The sequence below is a fragment of the Caulobacter soli genome (assembly GCF_011045195.1).
GTDB classification, from domain to species: Bacteria; Pseudomonadota; Alphaproteobacteria; order Caulobacterales; family Caulobacteraceae; genus Caulobacter; species Caulobacter soli.
This window is the reverse complement of sequence record NZ_CP049199.1, coordinates 2,079,568-2,097,312: the sequence shown is the minus strand read 5'-3', so window position 1 is coordinate 2,097,312 and position 17,745 is coordinate 2,079,568. Positions and strand designations below refer to the sequence as shown.

Here is a 17,745-nt window from a genome sequence, read left to right as displayed (position 1 = left end):
CTCGCTCCACGGTTCGAAGAGATCACAGGCCCGACAGCCCCACGCAGGTGACGCCGGCGGCGACCAGGGCCGCGCCCGCGATCTGGATGGGGGTTAGGCGCTCCTTGAGGATCAGGGTCCCGGCCAGGGGCACGCCGGCGTAGGTCAGGGTCATGATCGGAAAGGCCAGGCTGAGCGGCGTGGTCTCCAGCACCAGCACCCAGGCCACCATCTCGACGAACCAGAAGGCGATCCCGGCCCACAGCACGGGCTGGCCGGCCAGCGCCGCCAGATAGACCGGCTTGCCGTCGGCCCCGTCGGAGGCGGCCTTGAAGCTCAGCTCGCGGCCGATTTCGGTGGCGATGCAAAAGGCCAGCAGACCTCCGCTGGTGGCGGTCAGGGTCGCGCTCACGACGCCACCTCCGCGAACAGCGACAGCAGGCGCAGGTTGGTCGCCTCGTTGGTGCGCGCAAGGTCGCCCGGCACGCCGCCACGAGGCTGATCCAGGAAGGCCTCGCCGCGCTTGAGCAGCTTCGAGAGCAGATCCGGTCCATAGCGCGGCGGCGACCAGTCGCCGACCACGTCGGCGCCGATCAGCCGCGCCCTGCCGGCCACGGTCCGGATCAAGCGTTCCAGCCCGTCCAGGCTGAGCTGGCCCTGGTCCCAGTTGGTGACCGCGTCATCGACATGGAGAACGTCCTTGTCGATGGTGACATAGACCGTCGGGGTGACGATCCGCGACGCCAGCAGGTCGGCGAAACCGCCCTCGCCCATCGCCTGCATCGACGGCCAACCCTGCTCGCCGACGCGCAGCACTGGACCACCGTCCGGCGCCCGCCAGGGATAGAGCTCGACCCGTCCCTCGGCGACGAGGTCTAGGTCCGCCCGCTTGGCTTCCGGACGATCGATGTCGCCGCTGCAGACGCCGACCGTGATCACCTTGGCCACGCCTGGCAATCGGGCAGCGCGCCCGACCCAAGAGCCGCAGTGCATGCCGTTCTCGAACCGCACCCAGTCGGGGTGATTGTCGAAATGGACGACCGTCACCGGTCCGGCGTCGGACGCTGCGATGGCCCGCTCGATGAGCAAGGGGGTGACATGGTGGAAGTCGCCGGAGCCGGCGAACACCAGGTCGGGGGCCGCGCCCGCCGGCGCGCGGTCGCGCAGGCGGGCGGTCAGCGCGGCCAGGGCCGGCGGCCGGCTCCACAGCCGCAGCGCCGGTCCCAGGTCCCGGGCTTCGATCGTCAGGGCGTCCCGGTCGCGCAACACAGGTTGCGCGTCCAATGCGTTGTCCAGACTGAGGAAAACCGGTCGCATCGAACGTATCAGTCGACGCAGCGACGCAGCACGGCGTCGAGCAGCTTCAGCGCCAGGTCGATCTCGTCCTTGCTGATCTCCAGCGAGGGGGCCAGCGTGATGACGTTCTTGTAGTAGCCGCCCACGTCGAGGATCAGGCCGTAGCGCTTGCCGTCGATCTCGATGTCGCCCTTCATTCCCTCGGCTTCCATGCGGTTCAGCAGGGCCTTGTTGGGAGTGAAGCCGTCGGCCTCGCAGATCTCGGCGCGCAGGGCCAGACCCAGGCCATCGACATCGCCGATCTGCGGCCAGCGCTTCTGGAGCGCCTTCAGGCCCTCCAGGAAATAGGCGCCCTTCTCCAGCACCTGGGCGCCGTAGTCGACCTCGTGCGTCATGCGCAGGGTCTCCAGCGCCACGGCCGTGCCCATCGGGTTGGAGTTGAAGGTCGAATGGGTCGAGCCGGGCGGGAAGACTTCCGGGTTGATCAGTTCCTCGCGCGCCCACACGCCCGACAGCGGGTTGAGGCCGTTGGTCAGGGCCTTGCCGAACACCAGAACATCAGGTTGCACGCCGAAGTGCTCGATCGACCACAGCTTTCCAGTCCGCCACATGCCCATCTGGATCTCGTCGACCACCAGCAGAATGCCGTGCTGGTCGAGGATCTTCTTCAGCTCGATGAAGAAGTTGGGCGGCGGGATCACGTAACCGCCGGTGCCCTGGATGGGCTCGATATAGAAGGCGGCGTATTCGGCCTGGCCGGTCTTGGTGTCGAGCACGCCGTTGTATTCGGTCTCGAACAGGCGCGCGAACTTCTGCACGCAGTAGTGGCCGTACTCTTCCTTGCTCATGCCCTTGGGGCCACGGAAATGGTACGGGAATTCAATGAACTGCGCCCGGTCGCTGAAGTGACCAAAGCGGCGGCGATAGCGATAGGACGAGGTGATCGCCGAAGCGCCCAGGGTGCGACCGTGATAGCCGCCCTCGAAGGCGAACATCAGTTGCTTGCCGCCCGAGGCGTTACGGACCAGCTTCAGCGAGTCCTCGACTGCCTGGGCGCCGCCGACGTTGAAGTGGACGCGACCCTTGCGGCCCCACTTCTTCTCGGCGTCCTGGGCGATCATCGCCGCCAGCTCGACCTTCTCGCGGTGCAGGTACTGGCTGGCCACCTGCGGCAGGGTATCGAGCTGGCGGTGGGCGACGGCGTTCAGGCGAGGGTTGCGATAGCCGAAATTGACGGCCGAGTACCACATCTGCAGATCCAGGAACTGGCGTCCCTGGGCGTCGTACATGAACGAGCCTTCGCAGCCGTCGAAGAACTTCGGTTCGGGCAGATAGTGGACGGTGTCGCCGTAGGAGCAATACTGGGCCTCGAGCGCGCGCAGGGTCGCTTCGTCGAGGACGGGATGTTCAGCGTCGTACATTTGAGGGGGAACTCCAGTCAGATGGCGGCGCGACGCGCCAGGCGGCCGTGGGCGGCCGCGAGCGTCGTCGTGATGGTGTGAAAGTCGGAAAACGCGTGGTGCGGCACGGCCCGCGAGCGGGCGTAGGCCGCCAGCTTGTCGCGAGCGAACAGCAGGTCGGCGCGGTTGGAGACGCAGAAGTCCGAGCGGCCGTCACCGATGAAGACCATCAGGTCGCCAGGGTCGTTGACGCGCCCTTGGGAGGCTTCCGCGGACTTGGTGGCCACCTGGCATTTGCACACGCCGGAGCCCGCCGCGCAGCCGGCGCGCGACCAGGGTTGCTCCAGCCGGCGCCCCAGTTCGGCGTTGCCGACCAGGTGGTTGGCGATCACCGGCAGGTGACCCAGCCCGTGCCGATCCAGGATGCGGGCGATGAAGTGGTCGACCCCGTCGCTGACGACCGTCAAGGGCACCGCGTTGGCGCGACACCAGGCGACGAACTCGGAAAAGCCGTCGGCCAGCTCGACGCTGTCCAGCACCGCGTCCAGCGCCGCGTCGTCGCCGCCGATCAAGGCGACCTGGCCTCGCATGCACTCGGCGGCGGTGATCTCGCCCCGGGTCCAGCGCTCCTCCAGGTCTTCCCAAGCCGGGTCGGCCAGACGGGTCAGGACCAGGTCGGTGGTGTCGACCTTGGCTATCGTCCCGTCGAAATCGCAAAATATCCGCATCGTACCCGACTTGGCTCCAGACGCCCCCGCGCCGTTCGAGCCAATGACGCCGTGTGTGTTTCGCCCCCTCACCGATTTTTCCGAGGTCGTCGGCCAGCGTCGGCGAGCCTTGCCTTCAAGGCGCCGTCGCGCGATGTCTTCCTGCCTCCGTCGAGTCTCTCAAACCCGGGCCGATCGTCCTTGTGATGACCACCGAAGCGTCCAGTCCGTCTTCCCGCGTCCCGTCTGTTCGACGATCGGCGCGGACGCGCGGCTGACCATGGAAGACCTGCAGGACCTCTCCCCGCTGGCGGCCGCCTATCTGGAGCGGCGCGAGGACATGCGCCGGTTCTTCCTGGCGCGCCTGGGCGGCCGGGGAGATGTCGAGGATCTGGTCCAGGAGCTGTATCTGAAGGTCCAGGCGGTGACGGACGAGGCGATCGACAATCCGCCCGCCTATCTCTACCGCCTGGCCTCGAACCTGATGCTCGACCGCCTACGCCGCGCCAAGCGGGCCGGCGCACGCGAAACCGAATGGCGACGAACCAACCACACCACGATCGGCGCGCTCGACGTGGCCGAGGAACCCGACGCCGAGAGCGCGGTCATCGCCCGCCAGCGGCTTGAAAAGATCACCGAGGCGCTGAAAACCCTGTCGCCCGTCACCCAACAGGTGTTCCGGTTGCACAAGTTCGAAGGCCTGACCCACGTCGAGACCGCCGCCCGCCTGGGCATATCTCGAAGTTCGGTCGAGAAGCATGTCAGCCTGGCGCTAGGCCATCTGGTCAAAAGGGTCGGGCGATGACTGTGTCCTTTCCGCAACACCCCATGAAGAACCGAGGAGGGACTTTCTCGGTCATGGCGTCATTGTGGCAAGCGCCCTTCCCCGCCCGGCGTCAAGGAAGCACGACCCGTCGATGACACAGTCCGTCACCACCGATCCCATCCAGCAAGCGGCGAGCGATTGGTTCGCGCGCCTGCAGGGTGACGCCGGTCTGGAGGACTGGACCGCGTTCCAGGCTTGGCTGGAAGCCGACCCCGCGCACGCGGCCGCCTATGACGAGGTCGAGGCGCTGTGGATCGAGTTGGAAGACCTGCCGGCCAGCGAGCTTCCCGCCCCCGCCGTGAGCGCTGTCACGGCCGACACCGTCGTGCCGTTCGCCCGGCGCTCCAAGCCGCCCGCGAGGCGCTGGGTCTGGACCGGCCTCGCGACAGCCGCCGCCGCGGCCGCCGTTGTCGTCGCCGTTCTGCCGCAACTGACTCGCCCGACCTTCACCGACTACGCGACCCAGCGCGGCGAGACCCGCGAGGTGGCCCTGGCCGACGGCTCGCGCCTGACCTTGGGCGGGGCCACGACCCTGCGCGTACGCCTGTCCCGCGCCCAGCGCGATGTCACCCTCGTAGACGGCGAGGCCAGCTTCGATGTCGCCCACCTGGAAAACCGTCCCTTCGTGGTCGCCGTGGCCGATCGAGAGGTCCGCGTGCTGGGCACCGAGTTCAATATCCTGAGCCATGACGACCGCCTGGCCGTCACCGTGCGTCGAGGTCTGGTTTCGGTATCCGGCGGGTCGGACGGCGCGGTGCGCCTGGCCAAGGGTCAGCAGTTGATCCACGTCGGGAACGCGACGACATCGCTGGTGCGCACGACCGATCCCGACGCGGCCTTCGCCTGGAAATCCGGGAAGCTGGTCTATCGCGAGACGCCCCTGACCGAGGTCGTGGCCGACCTGAACCGCTATGTCGCCACGCCAATACGGGTTGATCCCAGCGCCGCCTCGGTCAAGGTGTCCGGCGTGCTGTTGGTCGACAAGGAAGCGGCGATGATCCGGCGTCTGGAACTGTTCGCACCGATCATCAGCCAGCAGAGTGGCGGGGAGATCGTTCTCAAGGCCAAAGCGACCCGACCCTGACCATGCGGCGCAAGTCGTCGAATGAGCGCCGCAGGGCCCGCATCTGGCCCGCGGCGCTGATGGCCGGCCTGGCCGCCGGCGCGGCGCACGCCGCCCACGCCCAAGGCGCGGGGGCCTCGGTGCGTCTGCAGATCCCGGCCAAGCCCGTCCACGCGGCGTTGATCGACTTCGCCCTGCAGGCCGACCTCTCGCTAGGCGGCGATCTGGAGGCCTGCGCCGGGTCGTCCCCCGCCCTCTACGGCCGGATGACGCCGCAGATGGCGCTAGACAGGATCCTGGCCCACAGCGGCTGCGGTTACAGCCTGCCCGATCCACGCACGGTGTTGATCCGCAAGGCCAGCACGGCCCGCCCCCGGCACGCCGCCGTCGCCGCTCCGCCCGCCAGCCTGGGTCTTGGCGAAGTGGTGGTGACGGCCCAGCGCTATCCCAACCTGCCCGGCCGCACGCCCTACGCCATCTCCGTGGTCTCGGGCTCGGCGCTGGCTCGCGAGACCCTGACCAGTCTGGCCGACCTGACCGGCCAGGTCGCCGGCATGACCGTGACCAACCTCGGCCCCGGTCGTGACAAGATCCTGCTTCGCGGCCTGTCGGACGGCGCTTTCACCGGCCAGACCCAGTCGATGGTGGCGCTCTATCTCGACGACGTGCCGATCACCTACAGCGCGCCCGACCCGGACCTGCGTCTGGCCGACATCGAGCGGGTCGAGGTCATGCGAGGCCCCCAAGGAACGCTCTATGGCGGCGGGTCGCTGGGCGGCGTCCTGCGCATCGCCACCCGCAAACCCGACCTGGATCGCTACCAGGCCAATGTCCTGGCCGGCCTGGCCTATACCTGGGACGCCGGGCTGGGCGACGAGTTGGAGGCGACGGCCAACCTGCCAATCGTCCCGGGTCGCTTGGCCCTGCGCGCGACAGCCTATCGCGACACCCAGAGCGGCTACATCGCCAACCCGACACTGGACCTCAAGCACGTGAACGGCTCCCGGCGCGAAGGCGCGCGGGCCAGCTTGCGGGCGGCGCTTTCGCCCCACTGGACGGCCACGCTGGGTCTGACCGCCCAATCGATCAATAACAACGACACCCAGTACGGCCTGCGCCGCCTGGGCGCGCATCTGCGCGACAACGCCGTGCGCGAACCGCACGACAACGATTTCCACCACGTTTCACTGACCCTGGCGGGCGATGGCGACTGGGGACGACTGACCGGCTCGGTGTCGCGCCTCTCGCACCAGTTCGACAGTCGGTACGACGCCACCTCGGCCGCGACGTTGTACGGCTTGCCAAGCGGGCCAGCGGCCTTCGACGAGGAAAAGGCCATCGACCTGACGGTGGCCGAGGTCACCTACGCCAGCCCCAGCGATCGGCGCCTGCATGGCCTGGTCGGCGCGTTCGGTTCGACGGGCACGACGCAACTGCATAGCCTGCTGCACGATCTCAAGCCCACCGGCTTGACCAGCTACGCCGAGCAGAGGCGCGACAAGATCAACGAAACGGCGGTCTACGGCGAGGTCACCTTCGACGCCACGTCGCGGCTGTCCGCGACCGCCGGCCTGCGCTGGTTCGATTTCCGGTTCGACACCGACTCGCGGGTCACCCAGGCCGCAGGGCAGCGGGTGTTCAGCGGCGCGGACGACGCCAACGGCCTGTCGCCGAAGATCCTGGTCAGCTACGACGCGCGGCCCGGGCTGCTGTTCTACGCCCAGGCCGCCGAGGGTTACCGGCCTGGCGGCTACAACACCGCCGGTCGGATCGGCCAGACCTTCGACATCGCCGGCTCTCCGGCCCGTCGTTACGAAGCCGACGAACTGTGGAACTACGAAGTCGGCGCCAAGCTGCGCGGCTGGGACGAGCGCCTGCAGGCGCGGGTCGCCCTTTTCTACGCCACCTGGGAGTCGGTTCAGAGCGACCAGTACCTCGCCGACGGCACGGCCTACACGGCCAATATCGGCAACGGCGACAACCGGGGCGTCGAGGCCGAGGCGGCGCTGCGCCTGAACGACCGGGTCGACCTGCGCGCCGCCGCCCTGCTGAACGATCCCGAGATCACCCGTCAAAATCTCGACTTCAGCTCGCGCCACGACGCCAGCCTGCCGGGGGTGGCGCGAGTCTCGGCCAGCTTCGGCGTCGACTATCACCGCCCCCTGCCCCGCGACCTGATCCTGCGCCTGCAGGGCCAGGCGACCTATGTCGGGTCGTCGTACCTGACCTTCGACGCCGACAACATGCACGAGATGGGTGAGTATCTGGGCCTGCGCGGCGTCGTCAGCCTGGAAGCCGGCGCCTGGACCCTGGCCGCCACGGTGGACAATCCCTTCGGCGCCCATCCCAACAGCTTCTCGTTTGGAAACCCGTTCCTGATCACCCGAGACCAGATCATCACCCCACCCAGGCCGCGAACCCTGGCGCTGCGACTGTCGGCCCGCTTCTAGACCATTGAGGAGACCGCGATGAAGGCGAACCTGGCTTGGCCGATGTGGGCCCTGATGTCGGCGGCCTTCGCGGCGTTGACGGCGATCCTGGCCAAGGTCGGGGTTTCCCAGATCAATTCCGATCTGGCGACCTTTGTACGCACCGTGGTGATCCTGATCGCGCTGGCCATTTTCGTCACCGCGACTGGCCAGTGGCAGGCTCCAAGCGAGGTCACGCGTCGAAGCTGGCTGTTCCTGGGGCTCTCGGGCTTGGCGACCGGAGCGTCGTGGGTGTGCTACTTCCGCGCCTTGAAGATCGGCGACGCGGCGCGGGTCGCGCCGGTCGACAAACTCAGCGTGGTTCTGGTCGCCGTGTTCGGCGCGGCCTTCCTCGGCGAGCGCCTCAGCCCGGCCAACTGGGCGGGCGTCGCGTTGATCGCCGCGGGAGTGTTGTTGGTCACCCTGAGGGCCTAGCCGCCCGGCGGCGACATGATCGGACCTCCTGGGCCACCAAGACGGCCAGGATCCACGACGCGCCCGACCGATCGCGCCAGGTAAGGCCCATAGAGGCGTTCCCCCTTGGAATAGGCCCTGGGCAGCAGGACCGCGGCCACGAGGATCAGGATCGTCAGAACGACCCCGCCATGCCACGACCTGGCGGCGTCGGACGTCTCGCGCGCGGCCAGCGCGATCCCGGTCAGCGCCAGCGCGCCACCCAAGGCGAAGGCGGCCAGGACGTCAGACAGCCAGTGCGCACCGACATAGATCCGCGACAGCCCGGTCAGCGTGATGATCAGCGCGGCCAAGCCGGCGATCAACCACCGGACGCCCGCCGAGGCGCCACGGCCGGTGATGAAGGCCAGCATGACAAACAGGGCCATCGCCGACGTGGCGTGGCCGCTGGGAAAGCTGAAGGCGTCGGCGCCGGAATAGAGCAATGACGGACGCGCGAAATGGAAGGCGGTCTTCAGGCTCGGCACGAGGATCGCCGAAGCGGTCATCACCAGGGCCAGGCCCAGGCCCGCGCGCCAACGGCGACACCACAGCAGAAACGCGACGATCAGCACGGTCGCGGTGGTGCGCTCCGAACCGTCGCCCATCGCTGACAGAGCGATCATCAGCCGGTCCAGCCACGGGCTTCGGTGGGTGAAAAGCACCCGGGAGGTGCTGGCGTCCGCGTTGATGATGGAGCCGTGGGTCAGGACGCCGATGGCCAGGACCAGGATGGTCGCGACCAGCACAAGCGCACCGGCCAAACTCCACACGGCCCAGGCGGCGGCGCCCTTTGCCGGATCGTGGCGCTGGCGATAAAACACCGCGGAGGCCAATCCCGCGGCCGTGAGCAAGCACAGTCCAACACCGACTTGGCACGGAAGCAGCAGGGGGATCACGCGACGCGCGCCCCGTGGGGGTCGACCATGAAGCTCTCACGACGTCTCGGCCGCAAAGGGATGGCCGACTCGTGGTGAGCCTAGGCGACGGCAAGTTCGCGCCGCATGGCCGGACCTATACAGTTTCCCAATCCTGGCAGAGGTTCTTGGGCGAAGCGTCAGCCGAGGGGTGACGTCGTGAGGAGATCGATCTCCAGCGTCAAGCCGCGCGACGTTGGCGCGGTCGTAATCGTCCCGCCATGGGCGGCGATTATCGCTGAGACGATGCTCAGGCCCAAGCCGTGGCCGGGTTCCGAGCGCGCTGGATCCAGACGCACGAAACGTTCGAAGATCCGGCCCCGAGCCTCGATCGCCACGCCGGGGCCATCGTCAGCGAAGCTCAAGGTGATCCGTTCGCCCGCTCGTTGGAGGCGAATGTCGATGGCGGTGGCGCCGCGGGCATGGGTCAAGCTGTTGTCGAGCAGGTTGGCGATGGCCCGTTGCAACAGGCGCTCGTCCCCTGTCAGCCATGATGGCTCCAGATCGAGCCTCAGGGTCAGGCCTGCGGCGTCGAGAGCCGGACCGTAGGCTTCGGCGAGTTCGGTGATCGCGCCGTCCAGGGCCACGACACCGAAACGCTCGCGCACCGTCTGCCCCTCGATCTCCGACAAGGCCAGGATGCCCGACAGCAGATCCTGCAAGGCCTCGACCTCGCCAACGGCCACGCGCAAGCCTTGTCGCCGCGCCGAGGCGGTCTTGGCTTCCTCCAGCTCATCCAGCCGCGAACGCAGACGGCCGAGCGGCGTGCGCAGGTCATGGGCGATGTCGCCGGAGACCTGCCGTAGATTGTCCATCAGCGCGCCGATGCGGTCGAGCATGCGGTTGAGGACCTGGGCCAATTGATCAAACTCGCCGTCCGATCCATCCAACGTCATGCGTCGGGAAAAATCGCCGGCCATGATCATCTCGGCCGCGCCCTTGATCGCGCCCAGGCGGCGTCGGACGATCCGGCCGAAGCCGATCGCCGCCGCCACGCCGATCGCCAGCACCAGGCTGAAATTGATCAGGAACAGCTTCAGCAGGGAAAGATCGATCTGGGCCAGGCCGGCTCGGTCGGCGGCCACGATCAGCCGTCCGCCACCAGACACCGGACCGTTCATGGCCTGGGCTATGCCCGTCGTGCCATCCGGCCTGGTGAAATGTACAAACTCGCTCCAACCCGGCGGCGGAACCGCGGCGGCCAACCGACCGGCCAGGCGCCGCCCCTGGGCGTCGAGCACCATGTAGCCCATGCCCGCGTCGACTCCGGCGCTGTCGGCGAGATAGCCGATGGCCGCCCGCGTCGGCGCGCGATCCCGCACCTGAACGGCCTGGACCATGGCGGCCATGCCGCCGTGCTCGTGGATGTACAGCAGCGAGCGGGTCTCAAGCTCGATCCGGTGATCCAGCTGGCGTTCGATCTCCTCGTGCACCAGGCTGTAGGTCAGCAGGCCCACCAGGATATTGAGCGCGCCCGATACGCCGGCGACGACCGCCACCATGCCCCGGATGGTCCGCGGCCCGCGCTTAGCAGCCATCGTCTTCCATCATGTAGCCCGAGCCGCGAACCGTGCGGATGGCGCTTCGCGTGAAGCCCTGATTCAGCTTACCGCGCAGTCGACTCATGTGCGTTTCGACGATGTTGGTCTTGGGATCGAAACCGAAGTTCCACACCCGATCGAGCAGCATGGTGCGGGTCACCACGCGCCCGGCGTTGCGCAGGAGTTGCTCGAGCAGGGCGAACTCCCGCGGCTGCAGCTCCACCAGGCGCCCGCCGCGTCGAACCTCGCGTCGCAGCAGGTTCATCTCGACATCAGCCACCCGCAGCAGCGCCGGAACCTCGCCCACCGGTGCGCGACGCCCCAGCGCCGCCACCCGGGCGGCCAGTTCCGCGAAAGCGAACGGCTTGACCAGATAGTCGTCGGCGCCGGCCTCCAGTCCGTCGACCCGGTCCACGATCTGGGCCATCGCCGTCAGCAGCAACGTCGGCGTCGTCCGTCCCATAGCCCGCAACGATCGCAGGACCGCCAGGCCGTCCAGCCCCGGCACCATGCGGTCCAGGATCAGCACGTCGAATTCACTGGCGCCGAGCTTGAGGATCGCGGCGCGCCCATCGGTCTCCGTCTCGACGTGATGGCCCCGCTCGCGAAGGCCCCGCGCGATGAAGTCCGAGGCTTCCGCGTCGTCTTCAAGCAAAAAAACGTTCACGCGCGGCCTCGTCGCCCGACGGCGCGACACTCGGAAAATACAGGAATATTGACGTTACTATACAATTTCCCAACCTTGCGTCTGAGCCATCGACAGACAGACGCCCTGCGCTATCCCGTTACGTGACGCGAATTCCTCGCATTATCACGAGCATTCAAAAGTCGCCATGTCCGGCCTCTCTTCCATGCCCAAGCCTCGCCGCGGCCGGCCTTCCGCCGCTCGACGGTCCTTGGGACGAGCCCCCGCCGCGGAGGCCGCGCCGCTTTACGATCCCCGCCTCGCGATCCGCCCCACGGTGGCCCAACAATGCGTGGCGCGAGGCGTCAGGCTGACGGACAAGCGCCGCGCGGTCTTGCCGCTGTTCGACCAGGTGGACATGCCGATCGTCGTGGAACAGGTGTGGCTCAAGAGCCGAGAGCTTGGCCTGGACGTCAATCGCTCCATGCTGTTCAGGTTGGCCGCCGACCTGGTAAAGTTCGGCGTCCTCGAGCCACTCGGCCACGACGACCGACGCGACCGTTTCGCGACTCCGCTGTCGTTGCCGATCGAGATCCACGCTCCAGGTCTGGACGTCGCCCGTTCCGTGCATTCGCCGGCCCTGGGCGAGCTTCTGGTGGAGGTTCTGGGGGATCTTGGCCAATCCCTGGCGGGTCGTCGGATCATGATCTCGGTGATCGATTGAGCGTCCGCTCAATAACGCGGCGCCCATAACATTCCCAACATTACCGTTACATTGGGCGCGTCACACAAATGCTCAATGTCGTGACTTTGTCATGGAGCTTCACGGACGTGGCCGTTATCAGCGCCCAGCAGTGATAATCGTTCGCATTATCACGGAAGAACAATCCGCTGGGGTTTTCCATGACTATGTCCACCTTCGCCGTGGCGCGTTCGCGCCGCGTACTTCTGCTCGCCACCAGCGCCGCTAGCCTGCTGGCCGGCGCGGCCTTCGCCGCCGACGCGCCTGCCTCCGGCGCCCCGGCGATCGACCAGGAAAGCACCAACGTCAGCGGCGTGACCGTGACGGCCGGCGCCAAGGCCGAAGCGGAGTCGCGTGAGCGCTATAAGGTCGACCGCAGCCTCACCGCCACCAAGACAGACACCCCCCTGATCAACGTGCCCCAGTCGGTGAGCGTGATCTCGCTCAAGCAGATCTCCGACCAGGCGGCCAGCAGCATCGGCGACGCGGTCCGCTACGTGCCCGGCGTGTCCTCGGCCCAGGGCGAAGGCAATCGCGAGACCCTGGTGTTCCGCGGCAATCAGACCACCGGCGACTTCTTCGTCGACGGCGTGCGCGACGACGTTCAGACCTATCGCGACCTCTACAACATCGACCGCCTGGAGATCTTCCGGGGTCCCAACGCCATGATCTTCGGCCGCGGCGGGATCGGCGGCGTCGCCAACCGGGTGACCAAGATGGCCGGCTGGACCCCCGTTCGCGAGATCAAGTTGGAGACCGGCAGCTACGACCACTATCGCGGCAGCTTCGACGTCGGCGGCCCGACCAACGACATCGGCGCCCTTCGCCTGACCGGCGTCTACGAGAACAGCGGCAGCTATCGCGACGACGTCGACTACGAGCGCTGGGGCCTGAACCCGACCGCCGCGTTCAAGGCGAATCCCGATACGGTCGTTCAGTTGAGCTATGAGCACTTCGAGGACGAGCGCGTCGCCGACCGGGGCGTCTCCTCGCACTTCCGCCCCGCCAACGTGGCGCGCGTGCAGCCGCTGCGCACCCCGCGCGGCCAGTTCTTCGGCGACCCGACCCAAAGCCCGACCTGGACCAACACCGACGCGGCCACGCTGTTCATCGAGCACCAGATCAGCGACACCGTCTCGATCCGCAACCGCACGCGCTACGCCGACTACGACAAGTTCTACCAGAACGTCTTCGCGGGAGCGGTCAACGCCGCCGAGACCACCGTCGAGATTTCGGCCTACAACAACGCCACCCAGCGCCGGAACTTCATCAACCAGACGGACCTGAACGCCAAGTTCTCCACGGGGTCGATCGAGCACACCCTGCTAGCCGGCGCCGAGTTCAGCCGTCAGACCACCGACAACTTGCGCCAGGAAGGCCGCTTCGCCGGCGGCGCGGCCACGCTGATCGCGCCGATCAACCAACCCAACATCCGCGCGCCGATCACCTGGGTGCAGATCGCCAGCAGCGCCAGGAACAAGGGCGTGGCCAAGGTCGCCGCCGGCTATGTGCAGGATCAGATCGAGCTGACCTCGGCCCTGCAGATCGTCGCGGGGGTGCGTTACGAGAACTTCGAGACCGTCGTGCACGACCTGCGCACGGTGGGTTTTCCCGCCGGACAGCAGCGCGACTTCGACGTCACCGACAAACTTTGGTCGCCCCGGGTCGGGGTGATCTACAAGCCGGTGGCCAGCGCCTCGATCTACGCGGGCTATTCCAAGACCTACCAGCCGCGCGGCGGCGACCAACTGACCTCGCTGAGCCTCACCAACCAGAACCTGGCGCCCGAGAAGTTCCAGAACTACGAAATCGGCGCCAAGTGGGACGTTACCCCGGATATCAACCTGTCGGTGGCGGTGTTCCAACTGGATCGTGACAACGTCCTGGCCCTGGCCAATCCCAACGACCCGACCTCCGCCTCCGTGCCGGTCGGCCGTCAGCGCACCAAGGGCGTCGAACTGGCCGCGACCGGCAAGATCACCGACCAACTCAACGTGATCGGCGCCTACACCTACCTGGACGGCACGTTCCTCGACAACGTCTCGGGCACGGTGAAGGCCGGCAACATCCTGCCCAACATGCCCAAGAACAGCGCTTCGCTGTGGACGCGCTACGACATCAACCCCAAGCTGGGCGGCGCGGTCGGCGTCATCCACCAAGGCGAGCGCTACGCGGCGACCGACAACACCGTCTACATGCCCGGCTTCACCCGGGTGGATGCGGCGCTGTACTACACGATTAACGAAAAGGTGGCCGTGCAGGTCAACGCCGAGAACCTGCTGAACGAGCGCTACTTCCTGTTCGCCAACAGCAACACCAACATCACCCCGGGATCACCGACCGCCTTCAAGGTCGGCCTGACCGCGAAGTTCTGACCGCCTGGCGGGCGGCTCGTTCAAGGTTCGCCCGCCAGACCACACGAGATCGGGCCGCCGAGCGTCAGCGCTTGGCGGCCCGACGCCGTCTTGGCGACCACAGCGGCTCGCCGAGAACGCCTAGACGTCAGAAGGAATCGACGGCCCGGCGGCGTCCCGATCCCGCTCCAGCTTTTGCAGGAGCAGCCGCCGGTGCCGTTCGGCCTCGAAGCGGGCGCGTTCGGGGTCCTGGGCGATGATCGCGTCGATGACCTGGTGACGCCAGGCGCGCCACGCCGCCCGCCCCTCGTCGCCGTCGAAGATCATCGGGATCGGCGCGCTGCGGTAGAAGCGCATGGCGACCTGGGCCAGCAACTCGATCAGGGATCGGTTGACGATCCGGAACAGGATGGCGTGGAAATCATCCTCGAACGTGATCCGCTGCTCCGGGGTCACGCAGACATCAATCCGATCCCTGAGCGCGCGCATCTCGACCAGCGCTGGTGGCGTGGCCAGCCGCGCCGCCGCAGGGATCAGCTCGCAGTCCAGAAGCGTCATCATCTCCAGCGCTTCGTAATCGTCGGCGCCGCGCACCCGCATATAGGCGGCCAGAGCGCGTTCGAGCGCGGCCGGATCGGGACGCCGGCCGAAGTAGCCGCCGCCGGGCCCGCGTCGCACCGACAGCAAACCTTCGTGCTCGAGGATGCGGGCGGCCTGCTGCACCGTCGCGATCCCCACCCCCATCGAGGCGGCCAGATCGGGCAGCGAGCCGATCATCGCGTCCGGGTCCTGACGCAGGATCAGGTCGCGCATCTTCTCGGCGGTCGCCGCCACCAGGCGCTGCGATTGCGAGGTCGTGGCTGGCTTGCCCTTGGGCATCAGGAGTCGATCCTTCCGACGGGCGCGCGATACTCGTCCATCCGGCCATCGACGAAATCCGCGGAAGACACAAGGGGCGGCAAAGCGGGCGTGTCGGTCAGGGCCGCAACACCCAGCCGCCGTCGACGTGAAGGACCTGGCCGGTGATCCAGGCGCCAGCCTGCGAGCAGAGCAGCAGCAGGCTGCCGACCAGTTCGTCGGGCATGCCGCGCACCCGCATGGCGACGTTCATTTCCAGGAACTTGATGAACGGCGACTCGTCGGGGGTCAGCAGCTTGCCCGCGTCGCTGGTCACATTGCCCGGCGCGATGGCGTTGACCGCGATCCCCTCGCGCCCCAGTTGGCGGGCCAGGGTGGTGGTCAGGCCCAGCAGGGCCAGCTTGCTGATCCCGTAGATCGAGATCGCCGGAAAGGCGCCGCCCGACACCTGGTTGATGATCCGCCCGCCGCCACGCTTGCGCATCTCCGGGATCACCCCTTGGGCGCACAACAGCGCGCCGGTGACATTGACGGTCATGATCCTGTTCCACTCGTCCAGCGCCACGTCGGCGGCGGACAGTTGACCCAGTTCGGCCATCAGGGCGGCGTTGTTGACCAGGATGTCGACGCCGCCGAACGCGTCGGTCGCGGCCTTGACCATGCCCGCCACCGAGGCCGGATCGACGATGTCGACCTGGGCCGCGATCGCCTTGCCGCCGGTCGCCACGATCTCGTCGGCGACCGCCTTGGCGCCCTCGCCATTGAGGTCGGCGACCACGACCGAGGCCCCCGCCCCGGCCAGGCCCAGGGCATAGGCGCGGCCGATGCTGTTGCCGCGCCCCCCCGCGCCGGTGACGATGGCCACCTTGCCGTCGAGGCGGAACTGATCGATCGAGAAGGTCATGACTTGTCTCCTTGGACCTGCGCCCCGGCTTGGAGGTGGGCGATCCGTTCGAGGAAGGGCTGCGCCGTATCCCGCAGGAAGGCGGTGGCGGGATTGTCTTTGAGGACCGCTGATAGCAGGCCGACATCCTTTTCGAGGAGCCTGGCGCCGTGGCCGAACAGCGCCACGTCGGGCAGCCGCGCGCGGACCTCGAAGCCGAAGCTGCGACCGCTGCTGGCCTTGACCAGCTCGACATAGGCGGCGCGATCCAGGCCCAGCGCGGCGGCCGCGCCCAACCCGGAGTCGGCGATGGCCATGTTGGCGGCCATCTGGGCGTTGTTGACCAGCTTGGCCAGCTGGCCGGCGCCGACTCCGCCCAGGTGGGCGATCAATCCGCTGAAGGTCTCGAAGATCGGGCGCACCGCCGCCACGTCCGCCGCCTCGCCGCCGACCATCACCGTCAGGGTTCCCGCCGCCGCGCCTGGACCGCCGCCGCTGACCGGGGCGTCGACCACGGCCACGCCGACGGCGGCCGCCTCGGCCGCCAGGGCCACGCAAGTGTCGGGATGGATCGTCGAATGGATCACGATCCGCGTGCCGCCGCGCATCGCCGGCAGCACCGCGTCGAAGACTTGGCGCACGCCGGCGTCGTCGACCACGCAGATCGCCACGATGTCGCATCGCGCGCCCAGGTCGTCGAGATCGAGCGCGGCTTGCGCGGCGGTGTCGGCATAGGGTTCGAGCGCCTGCGGACGTCGCGCCCAGAGCACCAGCGGGAAGCCCGCCTCGACGATCCGGCGCGCCATAGGCCCGCCCTGGCTGCCCAGGCCGACGAAACCGACCGTCGGTTTGATCGCGGGGCTCATCCGGCGGTGATCCCGCGGTCCATGGTCACGCACGCGCCATGGAAGCCCTTGCCCGCGTCGGAGGCCAGATAGGCGATCATCTCGGCTACGTCGTCGACCTCGACCAGGCCGCGCATGCCGGAGAAACGCTTGATCAGCTCGTAGTCGACGCCCTCGGGCATCTTCAGGTTGGCGGCGATGTTGGTCATCATGCCGCCTGGCGCGACCGCGTTGATGCGGATCGGCTGCTTCATATATTCCATGGCCATCGCCTTGGTCATGGCGTTGAGCCCGGCCTTGGTCGCGCAATAGGCGGCGGCGTAGGCCTCGCCGATGAAGGCCGCCGACGAGGTGACGTTGACGATCGCCCCGTCACGAGCCAGCAGGTGCGGGATCGCCGCCTTGCTGAGGTGGAACGGCGCGCTGAGATTGACGGCCAGGGTCTTGTCCCAGTCCGCCGTCGCCATGTCGGCCGAATTGCTGAAGATGATCAGGCCGGCGACGTTGCACAGGGCGTCCAGGCCGCCGAACGCCTCGACGGCGGCGGCGATCGCGGCGGCGCAATTGTCGGCCTGGGCCAGGTCGGTGACGCGGACCTGGGCTTGCCGGCCTAGCGCCCGAACCTGGTCGGCGGTCTCTTCCAGGCCCGTGGCGTTCACGTCGACGAGAAGGACGTTCGCTCCGGCCCGCGCCAGCGCCAGGGCGGTTCCGCGTCCAAGCCCCGACGCCGCGCCCGTGACGACCGCCGACTTCCCCGTCATGTCCGTTCTGATCGGCATCGCGTTCTC

Annotated in this window: 17 protein-coding genes; 6 read left to right on the top strand and 11 right to left on the bottom strand. The window is 67.8% G+C overall.

The features are described from left to right. Window positions 1–22: 22 nt before the first annotated feature. The 4 genes from G3M62_RS09985 to G3M62_RS09970 are packed head-to-tail and all read right to left on the bottom strand — an operon-like array spanning window position 23 to window position 3,403. Window positions 23–391 (bottom strand): DMT family transporter, encoded by a 369-nt coding sequence (locus tag G3M62_RS09985; protein WP_165186657.1) that lies wholly within the window; start codon window positions 389–391, stop codon window positions 23–25. Further along, window positions 388–1,263: an arginase family protein gene (locus tag G3M62_RS09980; protein ID WP_205691978.1), complete on the bottom strand. Its 876-nt coding sequence runs from the start codon at window positions 1,261–1,263 to the stop codon at window positions 388–390. Before G3M62_RS09980 ends, G3M62_RS09985 begins: the two co-directional genes overlap by 4 nt. Window positions 1,264–1,304: 41 nt before the next feature. Beyond that, window positions 1,305–2,696, bottom strand: a complete 1,392-nt coding sequence (locus tag G3M62_RS09975; RefSeq protein ID WP_165186653.1) for an aspartate aminotransferase family protein — start codon at window positions 2,694–2,696, stop codon at window positions 1,305–1,307. A gap of 17 nt (window positions 2,697–2,713) precedes the next feature. Next, a complete protein-coding gene (locus G3M62_RS09970; protein ID WP_165186651.1) occupies window positions 2,714–3,403 on the bottom strand; it encodes an MtnX-like HAD-IB family phosphatase in 690 nt (229 codons plus the stop codon). 259 nt (window positions 3,404–3,662) lie between these two features. On the opposite strand from G3M62_RS09970, the gene G3M62_RS09965 reads away from it, so the two are divergent. The 4 genes from G3M62_RS09965 to G3M62_RS09950 all read left to right on the top strand — a co-directional run bounded on the left by G3M62_RS09965 (window position 3,663) and on the right by G3M62_RS09950 (window position 8,174). Continuing rightward, a complete protein-coding gene (locus G3M62_RS09965) occupies window positions 3,663–4,187 on the top strand; it encodes an RNA polymerase sigma factor (RefSeq protein ID WP_165186650.1) in 525 nt (174 codons plus the stop codon). 112 nt (window positions 4,188–4,299) lie between these two features. Then, on the top strand, window positions 4,300–5,292 hold the full coding sequence (locus tag G3M62_RS09960; protein WP_165186648.1) for a FecR family protein: 993 nt from the start codon (window positions 4,300–4,302) through the stop codon (window positions 5,290–5,292). A gap of 2 nt (window positions 5,293–5,294) precedes the next feature. Next, on the top strand, window positions 5,295–7,721 hold the full coding sequence (locus tag G3M62_RS09955; RefSeq protein ID WP_165186647.1) for a TonB-dependent receptor: 2,427 nt from the start codon (window positions 5,295–5,297) through the stop codon (window positions 7,719–7,721). A gap of 18 nt (window positions 7,722–7,739) precedes the next feature. Next, window positions 7,740–8,174, top strand: coding sequence for an EamA family transporter (locus G3M62_RS09950; RefSeq protein WP_165186645.1), 435 nt, complete (start codon window positions 7,740–7,742; stop codon window positions 8,172–8,174). Here the strand turns inward: G3M62_RS09950 and G3M62_RS09945 are convergent. The 3 genes from G3M62_RS09945 to G3M62_RS09935 form a co-directional block, all read right to left on the bottom strand. Beyond that, window positions 8,171–9,091 (bottom strand): phosphatase PAP2 family protein, encoded by a 921-nt coding sequence (locus G3M62_RS09945; RefSeq protein ID WP_165186643.1) that lies wholly within the window; start codon window positions 9,089–9,091, stop codon window positions 8,171–8,173. The genes G3M62_RS09950 and G3M62_RS09945 overlap by 4 nt on opposite strands. A gap of 158 nt (window positions 9,092–9,249) precedes the next feature. Continuing rightward, the gene (locus tag G3M62_RS09940; protein WP_165186642.1) at window positions 9,250–10,647 is read right to left on the bottom strand and encodes a sensor histidine kinase; all 1,398 of its coding nucleotides are present in this window, start codon (window positions 10,645–10,647) and stop codon (window positions 9,250–9,252) included. Continuing rightward, window positions 10,637–11,317, bottom strand: coding sequence for a response regulator transcription factor (locus G3M62_RS09935; protein WP_165186640.1), 681 nt, complete (start codon window positions 11,315–11,317; stop codon window positions 10,637–10,639). Before G3M62_RS09935 ends, G3M62_RS09940 begins: the two co-directional genes overlap by 11 nt. A gap of 352 nt (window positions 11,318–11,669) precedes the next feature. On the opposite strand from G3M62_RS09935, the gene G3M62_RS09930 reads away from it, so the two are divergent. Together G3M62_RS09930 and G3M62_RS09925 are read left to right on the top strand one after the other, a co-directional pair. Next, window positions 11,670–11,999 (top strand): hypothetical protein, encoded by a 330-nt coding sequence (locus G3M62_RS09930; RefSeq protein ID WP_165186638.1) that lies wholly within the window; start codon window positions 11,670–11,672, stop codon window positions 11,997–11,999. Window positions 12,000–12,178: 179 nt separating this feature from the next. Next, window positions 12,179–14,392, top strand: coding sequence for a TonB-dependent receptor (locus G3M62_RS09925; RefSeq protein ID WP_205691977.1), 2,214 nt, complete (start codon window positions 12,179–12,181; stop codon window positions 14,390–14,392). 120 nt (window positions 14,393–14,512) lie between these two features. On the opposite strand, the gene G3M62_RS09920 is transcribed toward G3M62_RS09925, so the two are convergent. The 4 genes from G3M62_RS09920 to G3M62_RS09905 form a co-directional block, all read right to left on the bottom strand. Next, window positions 14,513–15,250: a FadR/GntR family transcriptional regulator gene (locus G3M62_RS09920; RefSeq protein ID WP_165186637.1), complete on the bottom strand. Its 738-nt coding sequence runs from the start codon at window positions 15,248–15,250 to the stop codon at window positions 14,513–14,515. A 97-nt stretch (window positions 15,251–15,347) separates the two neighbouring features. Continuing rightward, the gene (locus tag G3M62_RS09915) at window positions 15,348–16,133 is read right to left on the bottom strand and encodes an SDR family oxidoreductase (protein ID WP_165186635.1); all 786 of its coding nucleotides are present in this window, start codon (window positions 16,131–16,133) and stop codon (window positions 15,348–15,350) included. Continuing rightward, entirely contained in the window at window positions 16,130–16,978 is an 849-nt protein-coding gene (locus tag G3M62_RS09910) for an NAD(P)-dependent oxidoreductase (RefSeq protein WP_165186633.1), read from the bottom strand. Before G3M62_RS09910 ends, G3M62_RS09915 begins: the two co-directional genes overlap by 4 nt. Then, window positions 16,975–17,736, bottom strand: coding sequence for an SDR family NAD(P)-dependent oxidoreductase (locus G3M62_RS09905; RefSeq protein WP_165186631.1), 762 nt, complete (start codon window positions 17,734–17,736; stop codon window positions 16,975–16,977). The genes G3M62_RS09910 and G3M62_RS09905 overlap by 4 nt, the downstream gene beginning before the upstream one ends. Window positions 17,737–17,745: the final 9 nt, after the last annotated feature.